Source organism: Synechococcus sp. R60.1 (assembly GCF_047461835.1).
Taxonomy (GTDB): Bacteria; Cyanobacteriota; Cyanobacteriia; order Thermostichales; family Thermostichaceae; genus Thermostichus.
Genome location: NZ_JANSIA010000056.1, coordinates 1 through 19,263, shown reverse-complemented (window position 1 = coordinate 19,263; position 19,263 = coordinate 1). Strand labels below are relative to the sequence as shown.

Here is a 19,263-nt window from a genome sequence, read left to right as displayed (position 1 = left end):
AATGACTTTTGCCAAACCGCCTAAAGCTCAGTAAATTCAGCAAAGTTCAGGGTTTTGGGGGTTAGAGGCATGCTCCCCCATATTGCTGCACCAAGGCCCCCATTTGGGCGAAGTAGCGACCCAAGGTGTAGACAACATCGTAGGGAAAGTTCTCCTCGTCGAAGTTGGCCGTCCCCCGCAGGGAAGCGCTGAGAATGGCGGCGGTGACTTGGCTGCCGACCGAGTGGGCCTGCAATTGATGTTGGGCCACTTCCACATCTGCTTTATCGATCACCAGCCGTTGCAGGGTGACATCTCCAGTGATGCGGGTTTGACAGGCCAGACGAATATGTACAGGAAGGTCTAGCCGTTGAGCTAACTTCTTCTCGGCAGGAGTCATGCTGCGGCAGTTTTGGCTGCCTTCCAAAATCAGGATGCGACAGGTGGAGCAGGCGGCATTGCCCCCACAGGCATGGACATGGCGCACCCCCGCCTTGAGCAGATTTTCCAGAACCGTGAGCAGGGGATTGGCTTCAAAGGTGAGGTTGTCGGGGTAACAGGTGATCCGCATGGTTAAGAGGGAGTGAGGGGTGGCAAAAAGATTCAGCACTACCTAAATTCAGTACGGCATTGCCCTCCCCTTGGATGCTGTTTTCAAAAGTTTTGGGTATTGGGTAACCTCACCCCGCAGCCTGCCCCGGCGCCGATGATAGAGTACAGAGGAGTCTTCTGCGCGAGCCCTTTATGCCTCAGTCCAAACCCAAAGAGTCCCTAGCCCGCAAGCTCCTCAACATTTTGCTGCTGGTGGTGGGCACGGTAACTTTCTTGGGCTTCTCCTTTGGCCCGCTATTCCAGGCCCTCGGGCCTTCCGAATCTCCAGAGGCCAGCCTGGTAACCGAGCAACTGCGGGCCCAGGCAGACGGCTATCGCGTCGTGCTGGAGCGGGAGCCGGATAACCCCATTGCTCTGCGGGGGTTGATCGACACCCAACTGCAGCTCAACGAGCCGCAAGGGGCAATCGAGCCGCTGAAGAAGCTGGTACAACTGGAGCCCGAAAATCGGCAACTGCGAGCTTTTTTGGCCCAAATCCAACAGGATACGGGGGATTTTGAAGGGGCATTAGAACAGCTCCAGATCCTTTACGAGGGGGATCCCAAAGATGGCCAGGTGCTGCAGCAGTTGGTGGATGTGCAGCTAACCCTGGGCCGCACCTCTGAGGCCATTGCCCTGCTGGAGAAGCATCTTGAAGAAGTGCCGGAAGATAATGATGTACGTTTGCGCTTGGCCTTTGTCTACGCCCGCAACAACCAGACTGAGAAAGCTGTAGTCCTCTACGACAAGTTGATTGCGGCGGATCCCAGTGATTTCACCCCCGTGTTGGGCAAAGCCATAGCCCTCAGCTCCGCCACCGATGAAAACCTACGGGCAAAAGCGCCTGAGCTGTTTGAGCAAGCAGCCCGGCTGGCCCCGCCCCAAGTTCGGGAGCAAATCCAGCAGCAAGCAGAGATTTATGCTCAGGTGAACCGGCCCCAGACGGTCGAGAGGCAAAACGATAACCCCACTCCCTGAGCGGGTTTTCAACCTCTGGGCTAATCCCGGGGTTGGTAGGATCCTGTTGGTACCATGGCAGTTCTGAGTCGACCCAATAGAAAGAGCTACGGAAAAGACTCAAGCGCCTTTTCTACAGAGGGGTAGATTTCGTAAATGGCATCCAAGCCGGTGATGGAGAAGAGCAGCTTGACCTGCTCCTGCAGGCTGCAGAACTTGAGTTGATAGCCCGAAGCGCGGCAATGGCGATGCGCCCAAACCAGAACCGACAACCCCATGCTGTCGATCAGGCTAACCTGACTGAGATCCAACAAGAAATGTCCCGGTTTCTCGGTGAGAATTTGGCTTAGCTCTTTCCGTACCTCGCGGGCAATCGCGGCGTTGAGCCTTTCACTGTGCAATTTCACAACCGTAACAGGGGATCCCTTGTGGCTGAGCTGGATGAAGACATCCATGAAAAGCCCGTCAGGTTTGAGGGGGGATGGGCACAGGCACGATGCAACCAGACTGATTTTGAATTGCTAAATCACCATGAGTATGAGTTTGTCCTCCCTGGGCTTCTCTTGCAAGCATTCTTGGACACTTTTCCCTTACAAGTTAGAACTGGCATGAACGGGATCCCTGCCTGGGCTGGAGATGCTGCCGCCCTGAGCCTATTGGTTATGCAAGTGCCGATGCTGGCGGTGCTGCTGGCGCGGCTGCTGCCCTCTTTGCGGCGCCCTTCCCCTCTGCCTCCCGGTCAGCCTGGGATCCCTTTGCAGCCGGGCTTGGTCAGCGTGTTGTTGCCCACCCTCAACGAAGCCGAGCGCATCGATCCCTGCCTGGAAGGATTGCACCAACAGAGCTCCGTCCTGCGGGAGGTGCTGGTGGTGGACAGCCGCTCTCAAGATGGCACCCCCGAAAAAGTGCTGCAGATGGCCAAGCGGGATCCCCGCTTTCGCCTGCTGACCGACGATCCCCTCCCCGGCGGATGGGTGGGCCGCCCCTGGGCTTTGCACTACGGATTTCTCCAGTCGGATCCGGCCTCTGAGTGGATCCTGGGCATCGACGCCGATACCCGCCCCCAGCCAGGCTTGGTGGAGCGCCTGCTGGAAACCGCCCAGGCCCAAAGGCTCGACCTGATCACCCTGGCACCGCAGTTTATCCTGCAGCACTGGGGGGAAGGCTGGCTGCAGCCGGCTCTTTTGGTGACCCTGATCTACCGCTACGGGGCCGCCGGAGACACCGCCACCCTGCCGGAACGGACGATGGCCAATGGGCAATGTATGCTAGTGCGCCGGTCGGTGCTGGAAGCCATGAACGGCTACACGCTGGCGCGGGCCTCCTTCTGTGACGATGTCACCTTGGTGCGGCAGATTGCGGCAGCCGGCTTTAAAGTAGCTTTTTACGACGGTCGGCACCTGCTCAAGGTGCGCATGTACACTTCTTTTGGCGAAACTTGGCGAGAGTGGGGCCGATCCCTCGATTTGAAAGATGCCACCCCTGTGGCCCAGTTGTGGGGGGATATAGCTCTCCTCGTCCTCACCCAAGGGATCCCTGGGCCGGTGGTTGTAGGGCTGTTGGGCAAAGCCGGGATGGGGTTTCCCTTTTCCCTGACGGAGCAGGTGCTGCTGGGGCTTAACCTAGGCTTACTGATTCTGCGCTTAGGTGTACTGCTGGGCATTCGCGGCTCCTATCAGGATCCCCCTTGGACGTTCTGGATGTCGCCTCTGGCGGATCCCTTGGCAGTCTTGCGGGTGATCCTGTCTGCTCTCAGCCGACCCCGGTCTTGGCGAGGGCGCACCTACTGGGGAAATGGGGGGATATCAACAGATAGTCAACAATAGTCGGTTGCCGCATCAGGATCCAACCCCAGTTCCCGCAACTTTGCCGCTAGGCGTCGTTGCTCCGAGCGGGCTTGTTCGAGAGCTGCCTCTGCCGCCTCGGCCCGTTGCCGTTCCTGTTCAGCCCGCTGCCGCTCCTGTTCGGCCCGCTGCCGCTCCTGCTCGGCCCGCTGCCGCTCCTGCTCTATATGTTCACTCCCCCACAGCAGCAAACTCCCATCGGCAGTCCACCACCGCAACCAGTTGGCTTTGGTCTCGGCTTTTTGTCCCCGCCACACCCCCAAAAACAAGCCAATCTCCGGGATCCAGTAGCGACGGTTTTCATCCGCCGATACAGGGGTATAGCGGCCATTCTCCAGGCGGTAGACATCCAGCTCACCGGTTTTGGGATGAAAGATTACATAGACAGGCACCTGCAAAATGCGCTCGTAGAAATACCATTTTCCATAGGGATAGTGGGGATTGATGGAGTACTCGCCGCCCTCGGTTTCGGAGATGAATTCCATCACAATCGCCGGGGGATTCCCTTCTAAGTGTGGGGTATAGCTGCGGCGGATCTCTCCTTCGGGAATCGGCTGTACTGCGGGCACATAAACCCAGTCGGGGGCTTTCACCACCACCTTGTCCCCGACAGTGCTGCAAAGGCCAAAGTTGGAGGCGATCAAAGCCTGGGCAGGGATCATCTGAGCGAGTTCCAATGCCTCACGCAGAGCAGCAGCCAAAAGGGGCTGTAAGGTGCTTTCCACAGGCTCATCCGGCAAGGGAAAGTCTTCCGGCAGTTTTTCCCATCGAATGGGAGGTAGGGGCGGGGTGAGCCGAACAGGAGAGAGGGTCATGGCTTAGGATACTCATGGTGATAAGGTACATGAATGCCTTTTGAATAACTCAAAGCACTTGCTGATATCAACCCCAGGCAATTCCACAAGGCTGTTGCAGGCTAGGACGGATTCAGTCATCTCGACTGCCAATCCATACGGTTGAGATATGCTTGGGGGCAATGAGCAAGTTTTTCGGCGTCTTCCTTGGATTCAGCAAGAGAGCGTATGCCAGAACTTGAACCCACTTCTGCCCACATCCTGGTGATCGAAAGCGAATCCAAGCTGGCCCGTTTCCTAGAGACCGAGCTGGCCGGTGAGGGATATCGAGTCAGCGTAGCCAGCGATGGCATGGCCGGGTTGAGGGCAGCCTGCGACCAAAACCCCGACTTGGTGCTGTTGGACTGGATGTTGCCCGGCATCTCAGGTTTGGAAATTTGTCGGCGACTGCGCTCAACGGGCAACCGCGTGCCGGTGGTGTTGATGACCGCCAGAGATGAGGTGTCGGATCGAGCAGCGGGGTTGGATGCCGGGGCGGATGATTACGTGGTCAAACCCTTCAGCATTCAGGAGCTGCTGTCTCGGATACGGATCTATTTGCGGCAGCCAAAGCGATCCCGCGACGGCCAGTTGGTGTTCATGGATCTGATTCTGGATCCCGTAACGCGGGAGGTAACCCGGGGAGAGCGACAGGTGGAGCTGACGGCCAAAGAATACGACCTGTTGCGCTACTTGATGGAACACCCCCGTCAGGTGCTTACCCGCCAACAGATCTTAGAGCATGTGTGGGGCTGCGACTTCACGGGCGACTCCAATATCATCGAGGTCTATATTCGCTACTTGCGCCTCAAGATCGAAGGCCCAGGGGAGAAGCGCCTTATCCAGACGGTGCGCGGGGTAGGCTACGTGTTGCGCGATTGACATGCCCCCCGCCCCAAAGAGCAAGGATTCTGGTTCCTGGTTCTGCGACAGCACTTAGCTGTATCAGGTTTCCCCTCCACGACGGCGGTGCCTATCTCCCCAGTCGTTCCCCCAAGCGCTCCGCGCCGCTAGCGTGAAAGACTTGGCCAAGTGGTGATTTCTCACCAAGTTCTGCACCTGCAAGTCCTCATAAACCACAATGTCGTGAGACATTCCCACACACTGGGCTAGCTCAATAACCCGGTCTCTACGCTGGCGCCAGACTTTGATTTGGTTGAAGTGTACCTCGCCAAGCCGCTTCCTCTACTTGTGGTAGTTGCTGTATTGAGGTTTTACCCCCTTCCTATTCACGCCAGCGGGCCGTGGGCCTAACTTTCTGCTCAGTCTTCTTTGCTGTTGCTTCAATCTCCTTTCGGCACGACGCAAAAACTGGAGACACGGCACAGCTTGCCCACTGCTGTCGCCCACATCCAGCCCCACCACCTGGCCGGTGTACTCTGTCATCCAAGGCTTGGTACTGCGCTGGAGTGGCGTTGAGGAGTTTGGCTTCTCTGACCAGCGTGGGTGTATCTTATCGCAGGTCTAACAGGGCAAAAGCCGTCCTGGAAGGGCGGGGCTTCAGGCCTAGCTTCTTGGTAAAGTTTGGAACTGCCCGCATTCGGGATTGCCTTAAACTTCTCTTAAATCCTGTTTCACAGGTAACTGCTAGCATGAGGCCAACTTCACTCCCACCCCCGGAAAGGAAGGCCTTTATGAACTGGCTGATGCTGCTTGGTCTGCTTTGTCTTCCTGCCTCTCTGTTTTCGTTTGTTGAGTATTTGCGCTCCCAAAGGTTGGTTCAACAGCTCTCTGCAACTCGGTTGCTCAAGATAGCCGAGCTTCGCCATCTCGGTCAGACCAACCCCCAGGCAAAAGGAGCAAACTTGGCTCAAGTTTACGGCAGGGTTGTGTGCGATCGGCCTTTGGTATCGGAACTTTCGCGACAGCCTTGCGTCTACTACAAGTCTGAGATCTCTTGGGAGTATGACGAGATCGAATGCTATCGAAGGTATTTGAATAGCCAAGGCGATGTAGCGTATAGCGAACGGATCAGCGAAGGCGAATATCAGAACGCTCTACGCTTGGGATCCCGAGCAAAATCCTATCCGGGGGAGATGGTCGGGAAAAAGCCCGGCTTGGGCTACTCTGACTCCGGTTCTTTTCAGAAAAGGGTTGATCCCGACTACTCTAATTCTTTTCCACAAAAGCCCAACCCTGGCTACCCCGGTTCCGGTTCTTTCCAGAAAAAGCCTGGTTACCCCGACTACCCCCAGCAGCTTGGCTCTCCAGGCTATCCTCAAAAATCGCCGTTTTCCGAAGTAAGCTCTCCCCAAAAACACTACGCCAACGTGTATTACGATCCGAGCACAGGTCGGGAATATCTCCTTGAAAGAGAGACGAGAACGAGAGACGAAACCCTTCACTCGGTGGTTCGCCAGATCCCTTTTTTCATCGAAGACGAAACTGGAAGGGTGAGGGTGGATCCCACAGGTGCGGAGATAGAGGCTATGTCGGTTGTGGATGAGCATATTTTTCCAGGAAAAGGGCCCAGCCGGTTCAACTTCAATCTCAAGCGCTACCTTTCCGGAGTGAGAACAGAAAATCGCTCCACCCGAGCTTTTATCTATAAGGAATGGGTGATTCCGGTGGATGCGATGGCGTTTACCATGGGGCAGGTGCGTTTTGAGGCAGGGGATCCCGTGATCCGAAAACCCCTTTCTGGGGAAAGGTTTATGATTGCCCCCAAATCCCCTGAAGCCCTCTTGGAAGAGCAGCGCTCCAATGCCAGCAGCTACCTGGTGGGATCCGTCGTCCTGCTGGGTATCGGCATTTTCACCGTGCTCCACCTGCTGCAATCCCTGCAGCCTTATCGCTAGTTCCTGCCCAGGCAGAGGGAAGCCTACTGCCACTCACAACGACAAACCCAGCTTGAGCCCAAGCAGGGCATGGGCAAACAGTACACATAGAATGAGGCTGCCCACATAGGCATGGGTGGTGCGCAAAGCAGCGCGGTTGCCCCCAAAGCCGCTGAGGGACAAAGCTCCATTCACCGCCAACAACAGCAACACCAGGGATCCCGTCCAAAAATGGGGGCTGCTCAACAGGGGCTTCCCTTGCATCACCAGAGAAAGAAGGCCGCCAGTGTAGCCCAAGGCAATGAAGGTGGCCATCCAGGGGGCCAATTTGCGGTGGTCAAGCAGAGGCTTCTGGGCCGCTTCCGGCAGGGATCCCTCTGGCGCTGTGGAGGCGGCTGCCAGACGCAAGGCCCGTCCTCGCCACCCAGTCAGGCCGACAAAGCTGCCCATCACCACCACCACGATCCCCATCATCAAGGGGTGACCCCATTGCACAATGGGTTGGGGCAAGTTAAGGCCGGCAAAAAACTGGGCTACGGGCTGCAAGGTGGCGGCTAACCCATCCGAAGCTGCCGACAGATCCGGCAAGGCCAAGCTCAACACGTTCATGGCGCTCCCTCTACCTCCGCAATAAATCTACAGCTGCTTAACAAATCTACAACACCCCAATTCTAGAATGGGAGGACATCAGTGATCTCCCTCAATTCGTTGAAGGGAGGACGTCAGCTGACCCATGCCAGCGGGAAGCTTCTGGTGGGCACCTGGCAGCGGTAGAATGTCTGACGATGAAGCTGTGGTTGTGGGCGGCTCTCCCGCCACTGAGTGCTGAGCAAAACGGAGTTGTTGAGATGGCCAAGTTGTTGTTGGGGGATCAAGCCTTTGAGGTCGAGCTGCTGACGGATGTGCCCACCAATTGGCCGGGAATTAAAGTCATGTCTAAGGGGGCCAAGCTGGACATTCCAGCGGGAACTGTGGTGAAGGTGGAGGCCGAGGATGACCACATAGCCGGCTCCTATAAGGTGGTCTATCGTTTGGCGCCTGCCTATCCCCGCAGCTGGCGGCTACTCCTGGAGCGGGAGAGCGTCGCCACGGCGCCTCAGGTGGCATCGGCCCCAGAACCAGAGGTCGCTCAGGCCAGCAGCTCAGAAGGAGGGCTGCCGAATAGCGATAAAATCTTCGCCATCAAGGTATCCGGCCTCGTGGGAGGAGGTGTGCGCAGAAGTGTTGTCGAGTACAAAGTGCCCTTCAGCCGCCTTTCCCAAGAAGTGAAACGGATCACCCAAATGGGAGGCAAGATCGTCAGCATTGCCGAGTCCAATCTGCTAAGCACCCTTGAGTAGCGGGCGGCTTCCTGGGAGGTTCTGGGTTCTTTCAGGCCACCCGTCCAGGCCGTTCTGGTTCAAACAATTTCAACGAGGGATCCCTGTAGAAAGCATGCGGCGATTTCTCCCCTATCCCCAACTTGAGGATGGGGTGGTAGGCTGGCGTTGGTTTTGCCGTTGCCTGGAAGGCTGCCTTTTCCTGCTGTCCTGGGGGTGGGCTTTGGGTAGGAAAAGGCGTTCCGGCGAGGGCTGAGCTTTTGCAATTGGGAGTGGGGAGTGAGGCCATGACATCTCGACGACAGCCGACGCGCTTGGGAGGGTCGATGCCCCAAGGCCATGCAGGCTTTGGGTCAGCAAGGGGATCCCAGCCGTACCCCTCGCCCACTCCACGACAAAGCTTTTCCTCTTCCTCTCGACGTCCGCTGGCCAAGTCTCGACCGAGGTTACTCCCCTTCTTAAGCTTGCTGGTGATCCTGCTGGGATTTGGGGCTGGGGCCCTGGTGGCCTGGGCAACTGCTCATCCCGACTGGGTCAGCCGCCTGCCGGGGCTCTCGCCACCTCTAGCGGAGATCCCTGCCCCCCGCGCCCACGCTAAAGCGGCTCAACAGCGCTTGCCCATCTCCTTAGAGACCCAACTGGAGCGGGATCCCTTTGCTTTGGATCCCTTGGCCAGCCTTTCTTATGTGCCCGCCATCATGTATCACGATGTGGTGGCTGGCCGCAAGCAGGTCTGGTTCGACACTACGGCGGCGGAGCTGCGGCAACACTTTGAGGCCATTAAGCAGGCGGGGTTGACCCCCATCCACATCGACCAACTGTACAAACACCTGCGGGACGGGGATCCCTTGCCCGAAAAAGCCATTTTGCTCACTTATGACGACGCCTACCTGGGCCTGTACGAGAACGCCTACCCCCTTTTGAAGGAGTACAACTACCCCGCCACCTACTTTGTGCAAACCGGCTTTGTCGGCGTGCCCACCAGCAAGGATCACTTCACCTGGGATCAGATGCGGGAGATGGATGCCAGCGGGCTGATTGACTTTGCCGCCCATACCGTCAACCATCCTCCTGATCTGCGGGTGCTAGACGATGCCCGCCTACGGCGAGAGGTGTTTGACTGCAAGGCCAAGTTGGAGCAGGAGCTGGGCCACCCCATCCACTACTTCGCCTATCCCGAAGGCAACCGGGACGAGCGGGTGAAGCAATACCTGGCCGATGCCGGTTACCGGATGTCTTTTACGATGGATCCCGGTTTTACAGGACAATCGCCCAACTTGCTGGAGGTGCGACGCTTTAACCAGTTTCGCCTCACCGAGGCCATTCTTGGCGCCCGCACCTTTAGCCTCAGCCGCAGCCTCGACTACTGGCTGGATGTGACGCAGCCTCTGGCTCTGACCGACGAGATCATTGACGGGGTGCGGGTGCTCACCATCCGCGGCGGACGGGCAGCCACAGTGCACGCAGAACGGCGCTACGAAGTCAGGACGTTGGTCCAGCGCTACCAGGCCGATGCTGGCATTAACGGCAGCTTCTTCTCCATCCCCTGGATCAACTCCGCCAGCAACGTCATGGTGGGGCCGGTGATGGCTGCCAACCACAAGACCTTCATCCCCGGTCGCCCCGAAGATGACCAGGCAATCCGCGGCCGGCCGCTGGTGCTGCTGGGCAGGGATCGCCTCCGCTTTGTGCCCTTTGATCCCGACACCATGACCCACTTGGAGAACATCCGCCAGTTGATGCCGGATGTCACAGATCTGTTTGTGGCCGGTCTATGGCTGGTTAAGGATGGCCATGCCCTCTCTCCGGCGGAGATCAACTCGTTCCGCCTTGCCAGCGCTGCTGAGTTTCGCCCCAGAGCTTTCTTTGGGGTAGATGACCAGGAGCGGGTGGTGATCGGAGTTACCAAAACCCACGTCAACGCCGCCATCCTGGCCAGTCTGCTGCCCAAAACCGGGATCCGGGAAGCCGTGCTGCTGGACTCTGGCTTTAGCACCTCCCTGGTCTACCAAGGGGAGATCCTCGCCACCGGCCATGCCGGTCCCAACCAGCCCAGCCGTCCTGTGCCCCATGCCATCTTGCTCTACGACCTGACTCGCCTTTGGCGGGAGGATCCCCATCCCGAGGCCAAGGCTGGCTCTGAGGGAGATCGGCTGGAAGGGCTGGTGCAACTTTTGCCGGCTAGCGACCAAGATGCAGCCAAAGCCCAGCTAGAGAGCGTCTTGGCCAGCCAACGCACTTTGAGGCGGGGGGATCGGGGGGCGGCGGTGGTGGCGGTGCAACTGGGGTTGAGCCACCTGGCCACTCAGCAGGGACGGCTGGATCTACTCCCTTCGGGCCCTGATGGGGTGTATGGTCAAGAGCTGGCCCAGGCAATGGCGGAATTGGTGCTAAAAGAGCCCAGCGATGGGTCAGAACCTGTTGCTGAGGGATCCCTTCCTCAAGCCACCCCTACCCCCCTGGTGGCCGGAACGGCGACAGCCCGCCAAGGGGTGGACATCATCGATGCTCAACTGCTGCGGCGTCTGCTGGAGCGCGTTAACTTGGCCTCTCCCTCGGTACTGGTGGATACGCGCTTGGAACGGTCAGCCTTGCTCCTAGAGCGCAAGCCGGAGCGTAAGCTGCTGCCCAGCGCTTCTGTCCAACCCCACACCGGTGCTCCCAGCCCGACCTCCGGGTTAAGTCGGTAATCTGCGATACAGCCATTCCGCAACAGAGGGTCTATCCTGGCCGAAGAAGTCCGGCTTGCCTCTAGCCCTGGGGGCTAAGTTTGCTGTTTACCCTGCCGGTGGTGCTTAGGAGAGGTGTGCTGAGGGAGGTCATGACATCTGCTGCTGAAGGGGGGGCCGAGAACCCTGGGGCGACCTGGGTAATGGAGAAGCGGATTCTCGGCAACCCGGCTGATCCCCTGCGGTCGGCTGCCCAGCTCGAGCCGGGCATGTGGGTACGGCTGTTGTATCCTCCTTCTGTTAAGGGGAGGCTGGGGATCGTCCTCACCCGTGAAAACCGCGACCGCTGGCTGGTGACTCTGGCCGGTGAGGGAGAAGAGGTGGTCCTGTCCCTGGCGGCACGGGAACTGGTACCCCTTGGCTGAGGTTGTCAAGGATATCTTGGCGAGGGCTGGTTCTGTTATCCTGCTCTCAATGCGGTTTTTCAGGTCGCTGCTCTATGGTTGCTACTCTGGCCTTCAACCCTTCCTCGGATCCCCCTCGATCGCTTCTGCCCGAGGAGATCACCTGGCTGGGCAGCCTCACCTACAATGAACAGGGCCTGATCCCGGCCATCGTGCAGGACTACCTGGACGGAACAGTGCTGATGATGGCCTGGATGAACCGGGAATCGCTGCAAAAAACCCTGGAAACAGGCCGCACCTGGTTTTGGAGCCGCTCGCGGCAGGCGTTGTGGCCCAAGGGGGAAACTTCTGGCCATGTGCAGTGGGTCAAACAAATCCGCTACGACTGCGACGGCGACGCCCTGGTCATCCTGGTGGAGCAGGTGGGGGATGCGGCTTGCCACACGGGGGCGCGCAGTTGCTTCTTCCGCCCACTGCCAGGGGATCAAAGGGATCCCCTTCCAGCAGCCGATACCCTGTCGCAGGTGTTTGCCGTGGTCAAGGCCCGCCAGGCGGATCCCCGTCCCGATTCCTACACCAGCAGCTTGCTAGCCAAGGGGGAAAATGCCATTTTGAAGAAACTTGGCGAGGAGACGGCTGAGGTGGTGATGGCGGCTAAGGATCAAGACCGCGTGGCTTTGGCCCGTGAGATGGCCGACCTCTGGTACCACTGCCTCGTGGCCCTTGCTCACTATCAGGTAGATGTTAGGGATGTCTATCGCCAGCTCCAAGCCCGCCGTTCCGCCAAGTGAAAGGGCCATGTCCCCCGAAGGCGGTGCTCCCGCAGATCCCTCTCCGTCCTCTTGGGATCCCTCCCTGGACAAAGCCCACCTGGATTTACGAGCCGCGCGCTGTGGCCAAGTGGATCTGGAAACCGATCGGGAGACCTTGGCCCGTTACCTGAGAGGCCATGCCCAGTGGATCCAGCGGTGCTTCAGGCCATTGCAGGTGGAAGCTTTGTCTGCCGAGACTTACAGGTTGCAGTTTTTCCGCATGGGCGGGCTGGGGTTTGAGCTGGAGCCCAGTTTTGGGGTCAAGATCTGGCCGGATAAAGATTACCGGTTTTGTCTGACCTCGATTGAGTTGCCCGGCGATGAAGGAATGCCTTACCGGGTCAGCTGCCAAGCCGATTTCCGGCTGGAGGAGCTGCAGGGATCCCTGAAAGACCTGCCCACCACCCGTGTTCACTGGGCTCTTCATCTGGAGATCTGGCTGGCTTTGCCCAGGTTTTTGCAGGTTCTGCCCCGCAAGTTGGTTTATCGGGTGGCCCATCAAGTGGTGCAGCAGGTAACCCGGGGTATGAGTGACCGCCTCACCCACAATGTGTGCAGCGATTTCTATCGCTCTATTGGGTGTCCCGATCACCCCTATCGCTTAATTGCAGTGGAAGACAAAGCGTGATATCTTAGGTGCCAAGTAAGTTGCCGGTCAGCTTTCGAGTAGTGCTCCGGCAACCGGCGATGGAGTTCGCCGCAACCGCCTCACTTGGAATTTTTCTATAGAGGAAGAGGGTTCTAACCTCAAAAGCTGAGGCTGATGACTCCTACACTTCTGGGCAAGTCCAGGGGGTAGGGGTCTTTGGCTTTGTTTGAGGCCCCACCCTGCGGACGCGATGGTGCTCCCACTCCTGACGCGGATGGCTTTTTCTCCCTGGGCTGCCCTTCAACACCCTGACGACAAGGAGATGAGGATCTGGTGATGCTGGGCAGTTGGCTGTGGATCTTGGTGATGGGCTTTTTTGTCGGCCAAATCGTGGGTCGGCTGGGGATGCCCCCCCTGCTGGGGATGATCCTCGTGGGGATCTTGCTGGGAGATGTCCTATCCCCGGAGGTGCTGGCAGCGGCGGGGGATCTGCGGGTGGTGGCGGTGATGATCATTTTGATGAAGGCGGGCCTGGGGCTGGATCGGGAGAAGCTGGCCCAGCAGGGATCCGTGGCGCTGCGGCTGGGGTTTTTGCCGGCAGCCTGCGAGGCGGTGGCGGTGGCCCTGTTGAGCACCTGGATCCTGGGGTTGGACTGGCCTACCGGTTTGCTGTTGGGCTGCGTGATTGGGGCGGAGTCGCCAGCCGTGATCGTGCCGGGGATGTTGCGCCTCAAAAGCCTGGGCTGGGGGGTGGCCAAAGGGATCCCGGATGCCATTTTGACCGGCAGCGCCCTTTCCGACGTACTGCTGTTGTTGGGGTTTAGCCTGCTGCTCAGCTTTTTGGGCCAGGGCTCTGCAGAGAGCGTTCGCCTGCTGGGGCTGGAGCTATCGCCGCTGCAGTGGCTGCCGTTCCAAGTGGGGATGGAGATCCTGCTGGGCATAGCCATAGGCTACCTGGGGGCGCGGGTTCTGGTGTCGCTGCTAACCCAACAAAACTGGACTCGCAACAGCGTGCAGGAAGTGCTGCTGGCTGCCTGCATGGCCTTGGGCTTGGTGCTGGCGCCGCAGGTGTGGCCCTATTTTTCCGGCTATCTGGCGGTGATGGCCATGGGGTTTTTTCTGATTGAGCTGGATGCCCCTTTGGCGCGGCGGCTGCGGGGTGGGTTCGATGCCCTCTGGACGGTGGCGGAGATCGTGTTGTTTGTGCTACTGGGAGCGTCGCTGGATCTGGGGGTGCTGGGATCCGTGTTTTGGCCGGGCTTGCTGCTCTTGACCTTGAGTCTGCTGCTGGGGCGGGGCCTGGGTTGGTGGCTTTCCACTCTGGGAAGCAATTGGAACGGGCGGGAGCGGCTGTTTTTGCTACCGGGCAACATGGCCAAGGCGACGGTGCAGGCGGCTATTGGTGGGATCCCTTTGGCCCAAGGGATCCCCGGTGGGGAGATCATTTTGGCTTTGGCGGCTCTGTCGATTTTGGTCACGGCCCCCCTGGGTGCTTGGCTGACCCAGGTGTGTGCTCCCCGGCTTTTGGAAAAAGGAGAGGTGGATCCCACCAAGGTAGGCAGCCAGGGCAAGGTGAGCTTTTTGGCAGCGGTGGACACCTCCCCTTTGGCCGAAGCCGTGCTGCGCAAGGTGGCCGATTTGGCGCGGCGGGTGGATGGGGAAGTGATTGTGTTGCATGTTACCGATAAGCCGCAGGGGAAAGGGGTAGAACTGTTGCGGCAACTCACCCAGCGTCTTTTGGCGGATATTCGCCACCAGTTTTGCTTGGCCTCGGGGCCCTTGGCAGAGACCATCGTAACCCTAGCTCAGGAGCGGCAGGTAACCGACATCGTCATGGGCAAGCGGGGCCACCGCGGCTGGGAGCAGGTTTTGGTGGGATCCACTTCCCAAGCGGTGTTGGAAACCAGCCCGATTCCGGTAATTTTGGTAGAGGAAGAGGACTTCAAGAGAAGCAGGATCCCTATCTCTGAGGGCAGAAAAAGCTAAGGATCCCACCTTTTCCGTAGGAAGTTCTGGGAACACAGTTCAAGGAGAATAGATGCGCTTGCAATCGGTGTGGGCTTACCTAAACCATGGCTTGGTCTCTCCCAGTTTGAGAGTTCCCTTTGCGGTTGCGTTGGGGGCTATTGGCGGATCCCTGAGTCGCTACTATCTATCCCTCTGGTTTGCGGAGCGATTTGGCCCTAGCTTTCCCTACGGAACCCTGTTCATCAACTTATCGGGTTGTGTGGTCATGGGTTGGTTCATGACCGTGGCTATGGAACGCCCTGAGATCTCACCGGAAATTCGCCTGCTGTTCGGGGTGGGATTCCTGGGTTCCTACACCACCTTTTCTACCTATGAACTGGATACCTTTAGCCTCTGGCAGCAACATCGCTTTGCTACTGGGCTTGTCTATTGGCTCGGTTCTTGCCTATTTGGAGCCTTGGCTATGGAGCTTGGGATCCTGTTGGCACGATTGTGGCGATAACGTTTAACGTAACCCCTATCAATCAGCAATCTATCCATCCAAAAGCCAGGTGCAGCAACTGGTCATTTTGGGCAATAACTTTTTTCTTAAAAGCACCGGGATCCCCACTAGTCAACCCCCTGGAATTTCTTATCTTAAGGAGCACTCTTCACCAAAGCAATATACAGTTTTTCCAGCGTTACTCACTACAGCCAATGCCAGCCAATCTCTTGCCTGACAAGGATCCCACTTCACTGTAGACTTTATGTGAAGCGGAAAAATCTGTAACCATGACAATCGCAACAGCCCAAAGACAAAAGGGATACAAGTATGCTAGATGATGAACCAGAAGTTTATAAATTGGATATTTACATCGGCGAGTCAGACCGTTGGCAAGGGAAGCCTCTCTACCTGGCTCTGCTGGAGCTAGGTCGTCAGCGTGGGCTAGCTGGTGGTACTGTGGTGCGAGCTATTGCTGGCTTTGGTCGAAACAGTCATATTCGCAGCAGTAACCTTCTAGAGCTTTCCACAGATCTGCCCATTTTGGTAACTTTCATCGACACGCCGGAAAAAATCAAAGCCTTTCTACCGGAAGTAAAAACTCTGATGCATGACGGTCTAGTTACTTGCCATAGGGTACAAGTATTCCATCATGTTCCTCATCAACAACAATAGTCCAGATCTGAAAATAGATTCCCCATTGCCAAGGAGCTGGTTATGCCCGATTCCCCTTCTGCCCTGCGCTTTATTGTTTTGCTGGGGATCGTCAGCCTCTGCGCCGATGCCACCTACGAAGGGGCACGCAGCATTTCTGGAGCTTTTTTGGGATCCCTGGGGGCCAGCGGCACGGTGGTGGGCTTGGTGGCGGGCGGGGGTGAATTGTTGGCCTATGGATTGCGTCTGGGGATTGGGGTTTTGAGCGATCGCACTGGGCGCTACTGGCAGCTCACCACCCTGGGTTATGGCATCAATACACTGGTGATCCCCGCTCTGGCTTGGGTGGGCAGTTGGCCTTTGGCGGCCTTGCTGTTGTTGACGGAACGAACTGGCAAAGGGATCCGCACTCCGCCGCGGGACGTGTTGCTTTCTCATGCAGCCCTGCAGGTGGGACGGGGCTTGGGGTTTGGCCTGCATGAGACCCTAGATCAAATTGGGGCAGTGGCAGGGCCGCTGTTGGTGGCGGCAGTTCTGAAAGTCGGCTATGGCTTCCGGGGTGGGTTTTTGGCCTTGGGGATCCCGGCGGCAATAGGACTGGGGGTTTTGGGGCTGGCGCAATGGCTCTATCCCAGCCCACGAGACTTCGAGCCGGAGCCGGAGATGACTCCAGCAAAAGGCTTGCCCAAAGTTTTCTGGCTGTATCTTTTGGCAGCAGCCTGTGTGGCTATGGGGTTTGCGGATTTTCCCCTCATTGCCCTGCATCTGCAACAACAGTCAGGGAGCGATGGGGCAGGGATCCCTTTGCTCTATGCCCTGGCCATGGGGGTGGATGCCCTGGCCGCCCTGGGATGTGGCTGGCTGTTCGACCGCGTGGGGCTGTGGAGCTTGCTGGGAGCGGTGGCGGTATCGGCTGGATTTGCGCCGCTGGCCTTTTCCGGTACCTATGCTCTGACGGTGCTGGGCATGGTGCTCTGGGGGATTGGTTTGGGGGCCCAAGAATCCATCATGAAGGCGGCGGTGGCCGGTATGGTAGCTCCCGAGACGAGGGGCTTTGCCTTTGGCCTGTTTACCAGTGTCTATGGATTGGCTTGGTTTGTGGGCAGCGCCCTGATGGGGGTGCTTTACGATTTCTCCCTGACTGGCTTAGTGCTCTTTTCGGTAGTCACTCAAGGGCTGGGGGCGGCTATCCTGCTGGCTCTAGTGTCCAGGAGGCAGGCCGAGGTGGGCTGATGAAAAGCCCCTGCACCAGATTACGGTGCAGCTCTTCGGGGGTTTCGTTTGTGCTAGTGGTGAGGAGCACCATCCCCTCAGGTTTTGGGCCACCTCCAGGAGCTTTTGTCAGAACCCGATTTTCAGAACTGATCCTTCATACCGCGCAGGCGAGCGAAGACCCGCACCGGATCCTGAGCTCCGGTGGCTGCCTGCAAAGCCGGCTGATCCCAACGCAAGAAGGGATTGGTGCGGCGTTCCTCGCCAATGGTGCTGGGGACAGTCGGGGATCCCGTCTGGCGCAGGGCAGCCACCTGCTGATAACGCGCCTGCAGGTCGGGGTTGTCTCCATCCACTGTCAGGGCAAACCTGAGATTGTTCAAGGTGTATTCGTGGGCACACCACACCCGTGTGGCTTCCGGCAACTGCCGCAGTTGATCCAGGGATCCCACCATCTGCTCCGGCGTGCCTTCAAACAGCCGCCCGCATCCCCCGGCAAACAGGGTATCGCCACAGAAGAGATCCCCACTCTCGGAAAAGTAGTAGGCAATATGGCCGCGGGTATGGCCGGGCACAAACAGCACCTTTGCTAGCCGACCCGCAAACTCCACTGTTTCCCCTGCCTTGAGCTCCACCGTCTGGCCAGGGATCCGCCCCCGATCCACCTGGCTGCCATAGACTCTGGCACGGGGATAGCGCTCCAAAAGCTGTCGGTTGCCCCCCACGTGGTCGTGGTGGTGGTGGGTGTTGAAAATGGCCACCAACTCCGCCCCCAGCTCGGCCAGCTTTTCCAACACGGGCTCAGCCACTGCCGGATCCACCACGGCTGCTGTTGCAGTGTCGGGATTGTGGAGCAGGTAGATGTAGTTATCGCGCAGGGCAGGCAACTGGAGAACGCGCATGGCTCGGCTAACTCTCAAAAATGGCCTGTTCTACGTCTTGCCGGCTGAGGGAATAGGGAAAAGATAAAGTTTTCGTGTTGCCGTCTGGGTAGGTGTATCGCACCCAAATGCTGGTTTCTTCCAGGCGCAAAATGGCTTTCCAGCCAGGCCGTTCGCAAAACCACTGCTCCACATCCTGCGGGTCGCGGGTGCAGCCCTGATCCTCTAGCCAGCGTTCGATGATGTGGAGGGGGTGATTATACAGGGGCGTGGTTGCAGGAGGCAAAGGCATGGCGAGATTCAAGAAAAGCAATCAAACCCTAGAGTCAACGGGCTATGTTCATTCAAGCACTCCTGATCCAGAATCCGAAAACTCGATCCCAATGTCCTACCGAAGAGGGCAGGAAATGCTCGCAGAATCAGCTTGCCCCACTCTCTCGCAGCCAAGCGAGGACACCTGCCAGTAGCAAACACACGACTAGGGTGGATCCCATCAGCAGCAGGGCACACAGCTCGCCAGCCGAAAGTGGGCGGGTTTCCATACGCAGCTCTAGAGAATCGGCACCAAGGGATCCCGGCATGCCCAGAGATCCCGTGTTGGCGGTCACCGCCCGTAAGCTGGCATCGTAGATGGCCCGTTTCGCCGGGTTGCTAAGGACAAGGTAGGCCTCCTGCAACTCTTGGAAGCAGCGAATGGCCACTTCCGGAGCCAGGGGAGAAGTATCGGGATGGTAGCGCTTGCTCAATTGCCGGTAGGCCCGCCGGATGGCCTCAGGAGATGCCCCTGGAGACAGACCCAGCCGTTGGTAGTAGGTGAGGGAAGTCAAGGAGCGCATGCAACCTATGGAGGAGCAAGACTACAGGGGCAGCAAAACCGCTTTCAGGGGAGCACAGCTCTAGTCCAGTGTAATCACTCGCGCAGACACCGGGATCCCTGCAGCAAGCCTCTATTCTTCCTCATCCTCTTCAGACTTAGCTTTGGGATAGTAGAAACCGGTGTTGCGACCGCTGAGAATGGCGCGCCCAATGGTCATGGCTCGCTGGGCCTGGAGCTTAGCTTTGCCCAGCCAGACGGCGTAGCGCCTGCGACTGCGGGCTTTAGAAGTTTTCTTCTTAGGAACAGGCATGGCTTCGCACAAAAACACAGCCTTACTAGGCTAGCATTGAGGCTGCGCTGCCGATCCCAGCTTTATTCAGGCAAGTAGCCTATCAGTGGTTGACCAAAAGGCGCGGCAAGCCCCGTCCTTCAGGGCAGGGAAGGATAGCGCCGACCGTAGCCGACGCCCTTTAAAA

General features: G+C 58.1%; 22 protein-coding genes and 1 riboswitch. Of the genes, 13 read left to right on the top strand and 9 right to left on the bottom strand.

Annotated features, from left to right (window positions below):
* Positions 1-61: 61 nt before the first annotated feature.
* The gene (locus NW834_RS08990) at positions 62-589 is read right to left on the bottom strand and encodes a 2Fe-2S iron-sulfur cluster-binding protein (protein WP_414419499.1); all 528 of its coding nucleotides are present in this window, start codon (positions 587-589) and stop codon (positions 62-64) included.
* 134 nt (positions 590-723) lie between these two features.
* Here NW834_RS08990 and NW834_RS08985 point away from each other — a divergent pair, with 134 nt between their 5' ends.
* The gene (locus NW834_RS08985) at positions 724-1,548 is read left to right on the top strand and encodes a tetratricopeptide repeat protein (protein WP_414419500.1); all 825 of its coding nucleotides are present in this window, start codon (positions 724-726) and stop codon (positions 1,546-1,548) included.
* Positions 1,549-1,634: 86 nt separating this feature from the next.
* On the opposite strand, the gene NW834_RS08980 is transcribed toward NW834_RS08985, so the two are convergent.
* Complete coding sequence (locus NW834_RS08980; RefSeq protein WP_414341893.1) at positions 1,635-1,982, bottom strand: STAS domain-containing protein; 348 nt, start codon at positions 1,980-1,982, stop codon at positions 1,635-1,637.
* A gap of 153 nt (positions 1,983-2,135) precedes the next feature.
* Here NW834_RS08980 and NW834_RS08975 point away from each other — a divergent pair, with 153 nt between their 5' ends.
* The gene (locus NW834_RS08975; RefSeq protein ID WP_414419501.1) at positions 2,136-3,353 is read left to right on the top strand and encodes a glycosyltransferase; all 1,218 of its coding nucleotides are present in this window, start codon (positions 2,136-2,138) and stop codon (positions 3,351-3,353) included.
* On the opposite strand, the gene NW834_RS08970 is transcribed toward NW834_RS08975, so the two are convergent.
* Entirely contained in the window at positions 3,344-4,186 is an 843-nt protein-coding gene (locus tag NW834_RS08970; protein ID WP_414419502.1) for a Uma2 family endonuclease, read from the bottom strand. The genes NW834_RS08975 and NW834_RS08970 overlap by 10 nt on opposite strands.
* Positions 4,187-4,393: 207 nt before the next feature.
* Between NW834_RS08970 and NW834_RS08965 the strand changes: the two genes are divergently transcribed.
* Positions 4,394-5,086, top strand: a complete 693-nt coding sequence (locus NW834_RS08965; protein ID WP_414419503.1) for a response regulator transcription factor — start codon at positions 4,394-4,396, stop codon at positions 5,084-5,086.
* A 63-nt stretch (positions 5,087-5,149) separates the two neighbouring features.
* Here the strand turns inward: NW834_RS08965 and NW834_RS08960 are convergent, their stop codons facing one another.
* A complete protein-coding gene (locus NW834_RS08960) occupies positions 5,150-5,299 on the bottom strand; it encodes a hypothetical protein (protein WP_187147255.1) in 150 nt (49 codons plus the stop codon).
* A 497-nt stretch (positions 5,300-5,796) separates the two neighbouring features.
* On the opposite strand from NW834_RS08960, the gene NW834_RS08955 reads away from it, so the two are divergent.
* The gene (locus tag NW834_RS08955; RefSeq protein ID WP_414416699.1) at positions 5,797-7,002 is read left to right on the top strand and encodes an E3 ubiquitin ligase family protein; all 1,206 of its coding nucleotides are present in this window, start codon (positions 5,797-5,799) and stop codon (positions 7,000-7,002) included.
* A gap of 33 nt (positions 7,003-7,035) precedes the next feature.
* On the opposite strand, the gene NW834_RS08950 is transcribed toward NW834_RS08955, so the two are convergent.
* A complete protein-coding gene (locus NW834_RS08950) occupies positions 7,036-7,590 on the bottom strand; it encodes a DUF4079 domain-containing protein (RefSeq protein WP_414331477.1) in 555 nt (184 codons plus the stop codon).
* A 239-nt stretch (positions 7,591-7,829) separates the two neighbouring features.
* Between NW834_RS08950 and NW834_RS08945 the strand changes: the two genes are divergently transcribed.
* The 9 genes from NW834_RS08945 to NW834_RS08905 all read left to right on the top strand — a co-directional run bounded on the left by NW834_RS08945 (position 7,830) and on the right by NW834_RS08905 (position 17,110).
* A complete protein-coding gene (locus tag NW834_RS08945; RefSeq protein ID WP_071818135.1) occupies positions 7,830-8,321 on the top strand; it encodes a phycobilisome linker polypeptide in 492 nt (163 codons plus the stop codon).
* Positions 8,322-8,587: 266 nt separating this feature from the next.
* On the top strand, positions 8,588-10,990 hold the full coding sequence (locus NW834_RS08940) for a polysaccharide deacetylase family protein (protein WP_414351163.1): 2,403 nt from the start codon (positions 8,588-8,590) through the stop codon (positions 10,988-10,990).
* Between the two features lie 131 nt (positions 10,991-11,121).
* Positions 11,122-11,394, top strand: a complete 273-nt coding sequence (locus tag NW834_RS08935) for a hypothetical protein (protein WP_414331484.1) — start codon at positions 11,122-11,124, stop codon at positions 11,392-11,394.
* Positions 11,395-11,468: 74 nt separating this feature from the next.
* A complete protein-coding gene (gene hisIE / locus NW834_RS08930; protein ID WP_414419505.1) occupies positions 11,469-12,164 on the top strand; it encodes a bifunctional phosphoribosyl-AMP cyclohydrolase/phosphoribosyl-ATP diphosphatase HisIE in 696 nt (231 codons plus the stop codon).
* Positions 12,165-12,171: 7 nt separating this feature from the next.
* Positions 12,172-12,813 (top strand): DUF1997 domain-containing protein, encoded by a 642-nt coding sequence (locus NW834_RS08925; RefSeq protein WP_414419506.1) that lies wholly within the window; start codon positions 12,172-12,174, stop codon positions 12,811-12,813.
* Positions 12,814-12,859: 46 nt separating this feature from the next.
* Positions 12,860-12,965, top strand: a riboswitch (Fluoride riboswitch).
* Positions 12,966-13,110: 145 nt separating this feature from the next.
* Positions 13,111-14,760, top strand: coding sequence for a cation:proton antiporter (locus NW834_RS08920; RefSeq protein WP_414419507.1), 1,650 nt, complete (start codon positions 13,111-13,113; stop codon positions 14,758-14,760).
* Between the two features lie 52 nt (positions 14,761-14,812).
* Positions 14,813-15,244 (top strand): fluoride efflux transporter CrcB, encoded by a 432-nt coding sequence (gene crcB, locus NW834_RS08915; protein ID WP_414351171.1) that lies wholly within the window; start codon positions 14,813-14,815, stop codon positions 15,242-15,244.
* A 309-nt stretch (positions 15,245-15,553) separates the two neighbouring features.
* Entirely contained in the window at positions 15,554-15,898 is a 345-nt protein-coding gene (locus tag NW834_RS08910) for a DUF190 domain-containing protein (RefSeq protein ID WP_011431825.1), read from the top strand.
* A 42-nt stretch (positions 15,899-15,940) separates the two neighbouring features.
* On the top strand, positions 15,941-17,110 hold the full coding sequence (locus NW834_RS08905) for an MFS transporter (RefSeq protein ID WP_414351173.1): 1,170 nt from the start codon (positions 15,941-15,943) through the stop codon (positions 17,108-17,110).
* A 122-nt stretch (positions 17,111-17,232) separates the two neighbouring features.
* Here NW834_RS08905 and gloB read toward each other — a convergent pair whose 3' ends face one another.
* The 4 genes from gloB to NW834_RS08885 all read right to left on the bottom strand — a co-directional run bounded on the left by gloB (position 17,233) and on the right by NW834_RS08885 (position 19,097).
* Positions 17,233-17,991, bottom strand: coding sequence for a hydroxyacylglutathione hydrolase (gloB, locus tag NW834_RS08900; protein ID WP_414351175.1), 759 nt, complete (start codon positions 17,989-17,991; stop codon positions 17,233-17,235).
* A 7-nt stretch (positions 17,992-17,998) separates the two neighbouring features.
* Positions 17,999-18,262: a DUF3143 domain-containing protein gene (locus tag NW834_RS08895; protein ID WP_414351177.1), complete on the bottom strand. Its 264-nt coding sequence runs from the start codon at positions 18,260-18,262 to the stop codon at positions 17,999-18,001.
* Positions 18,263-18,389: 127 nt separating this feature from the next.
* Positions 18,390-18,806: a J domain-containing protein gene (locus NW834_RS08890; RefSeq protein WP_414351179.1), complete on the bottom strand. Its 417-nt coding sequence runs from the start codon at positions 18,804-18,806 to the stop codon at positions 18,390-18,392.
* 111 nt (positions 18,807-18,917) lie between these two features.
* Positions 18,918-19,097 carry a 50S ribosomal protein L32 gene (locus tag NW834_RS08885; RefSeq protein ID WP_011431820.1) on the bottom strand — a complete coding sequence of 60 codons (180 nt, stop codon included), beginning with the start codon at positions 19,095-19,097 and terminating at the stop codon, positions 18,918-18,920.
* Between the last annotated feature and the right edge of the window lie 166 nt (positions 19,098-19,263).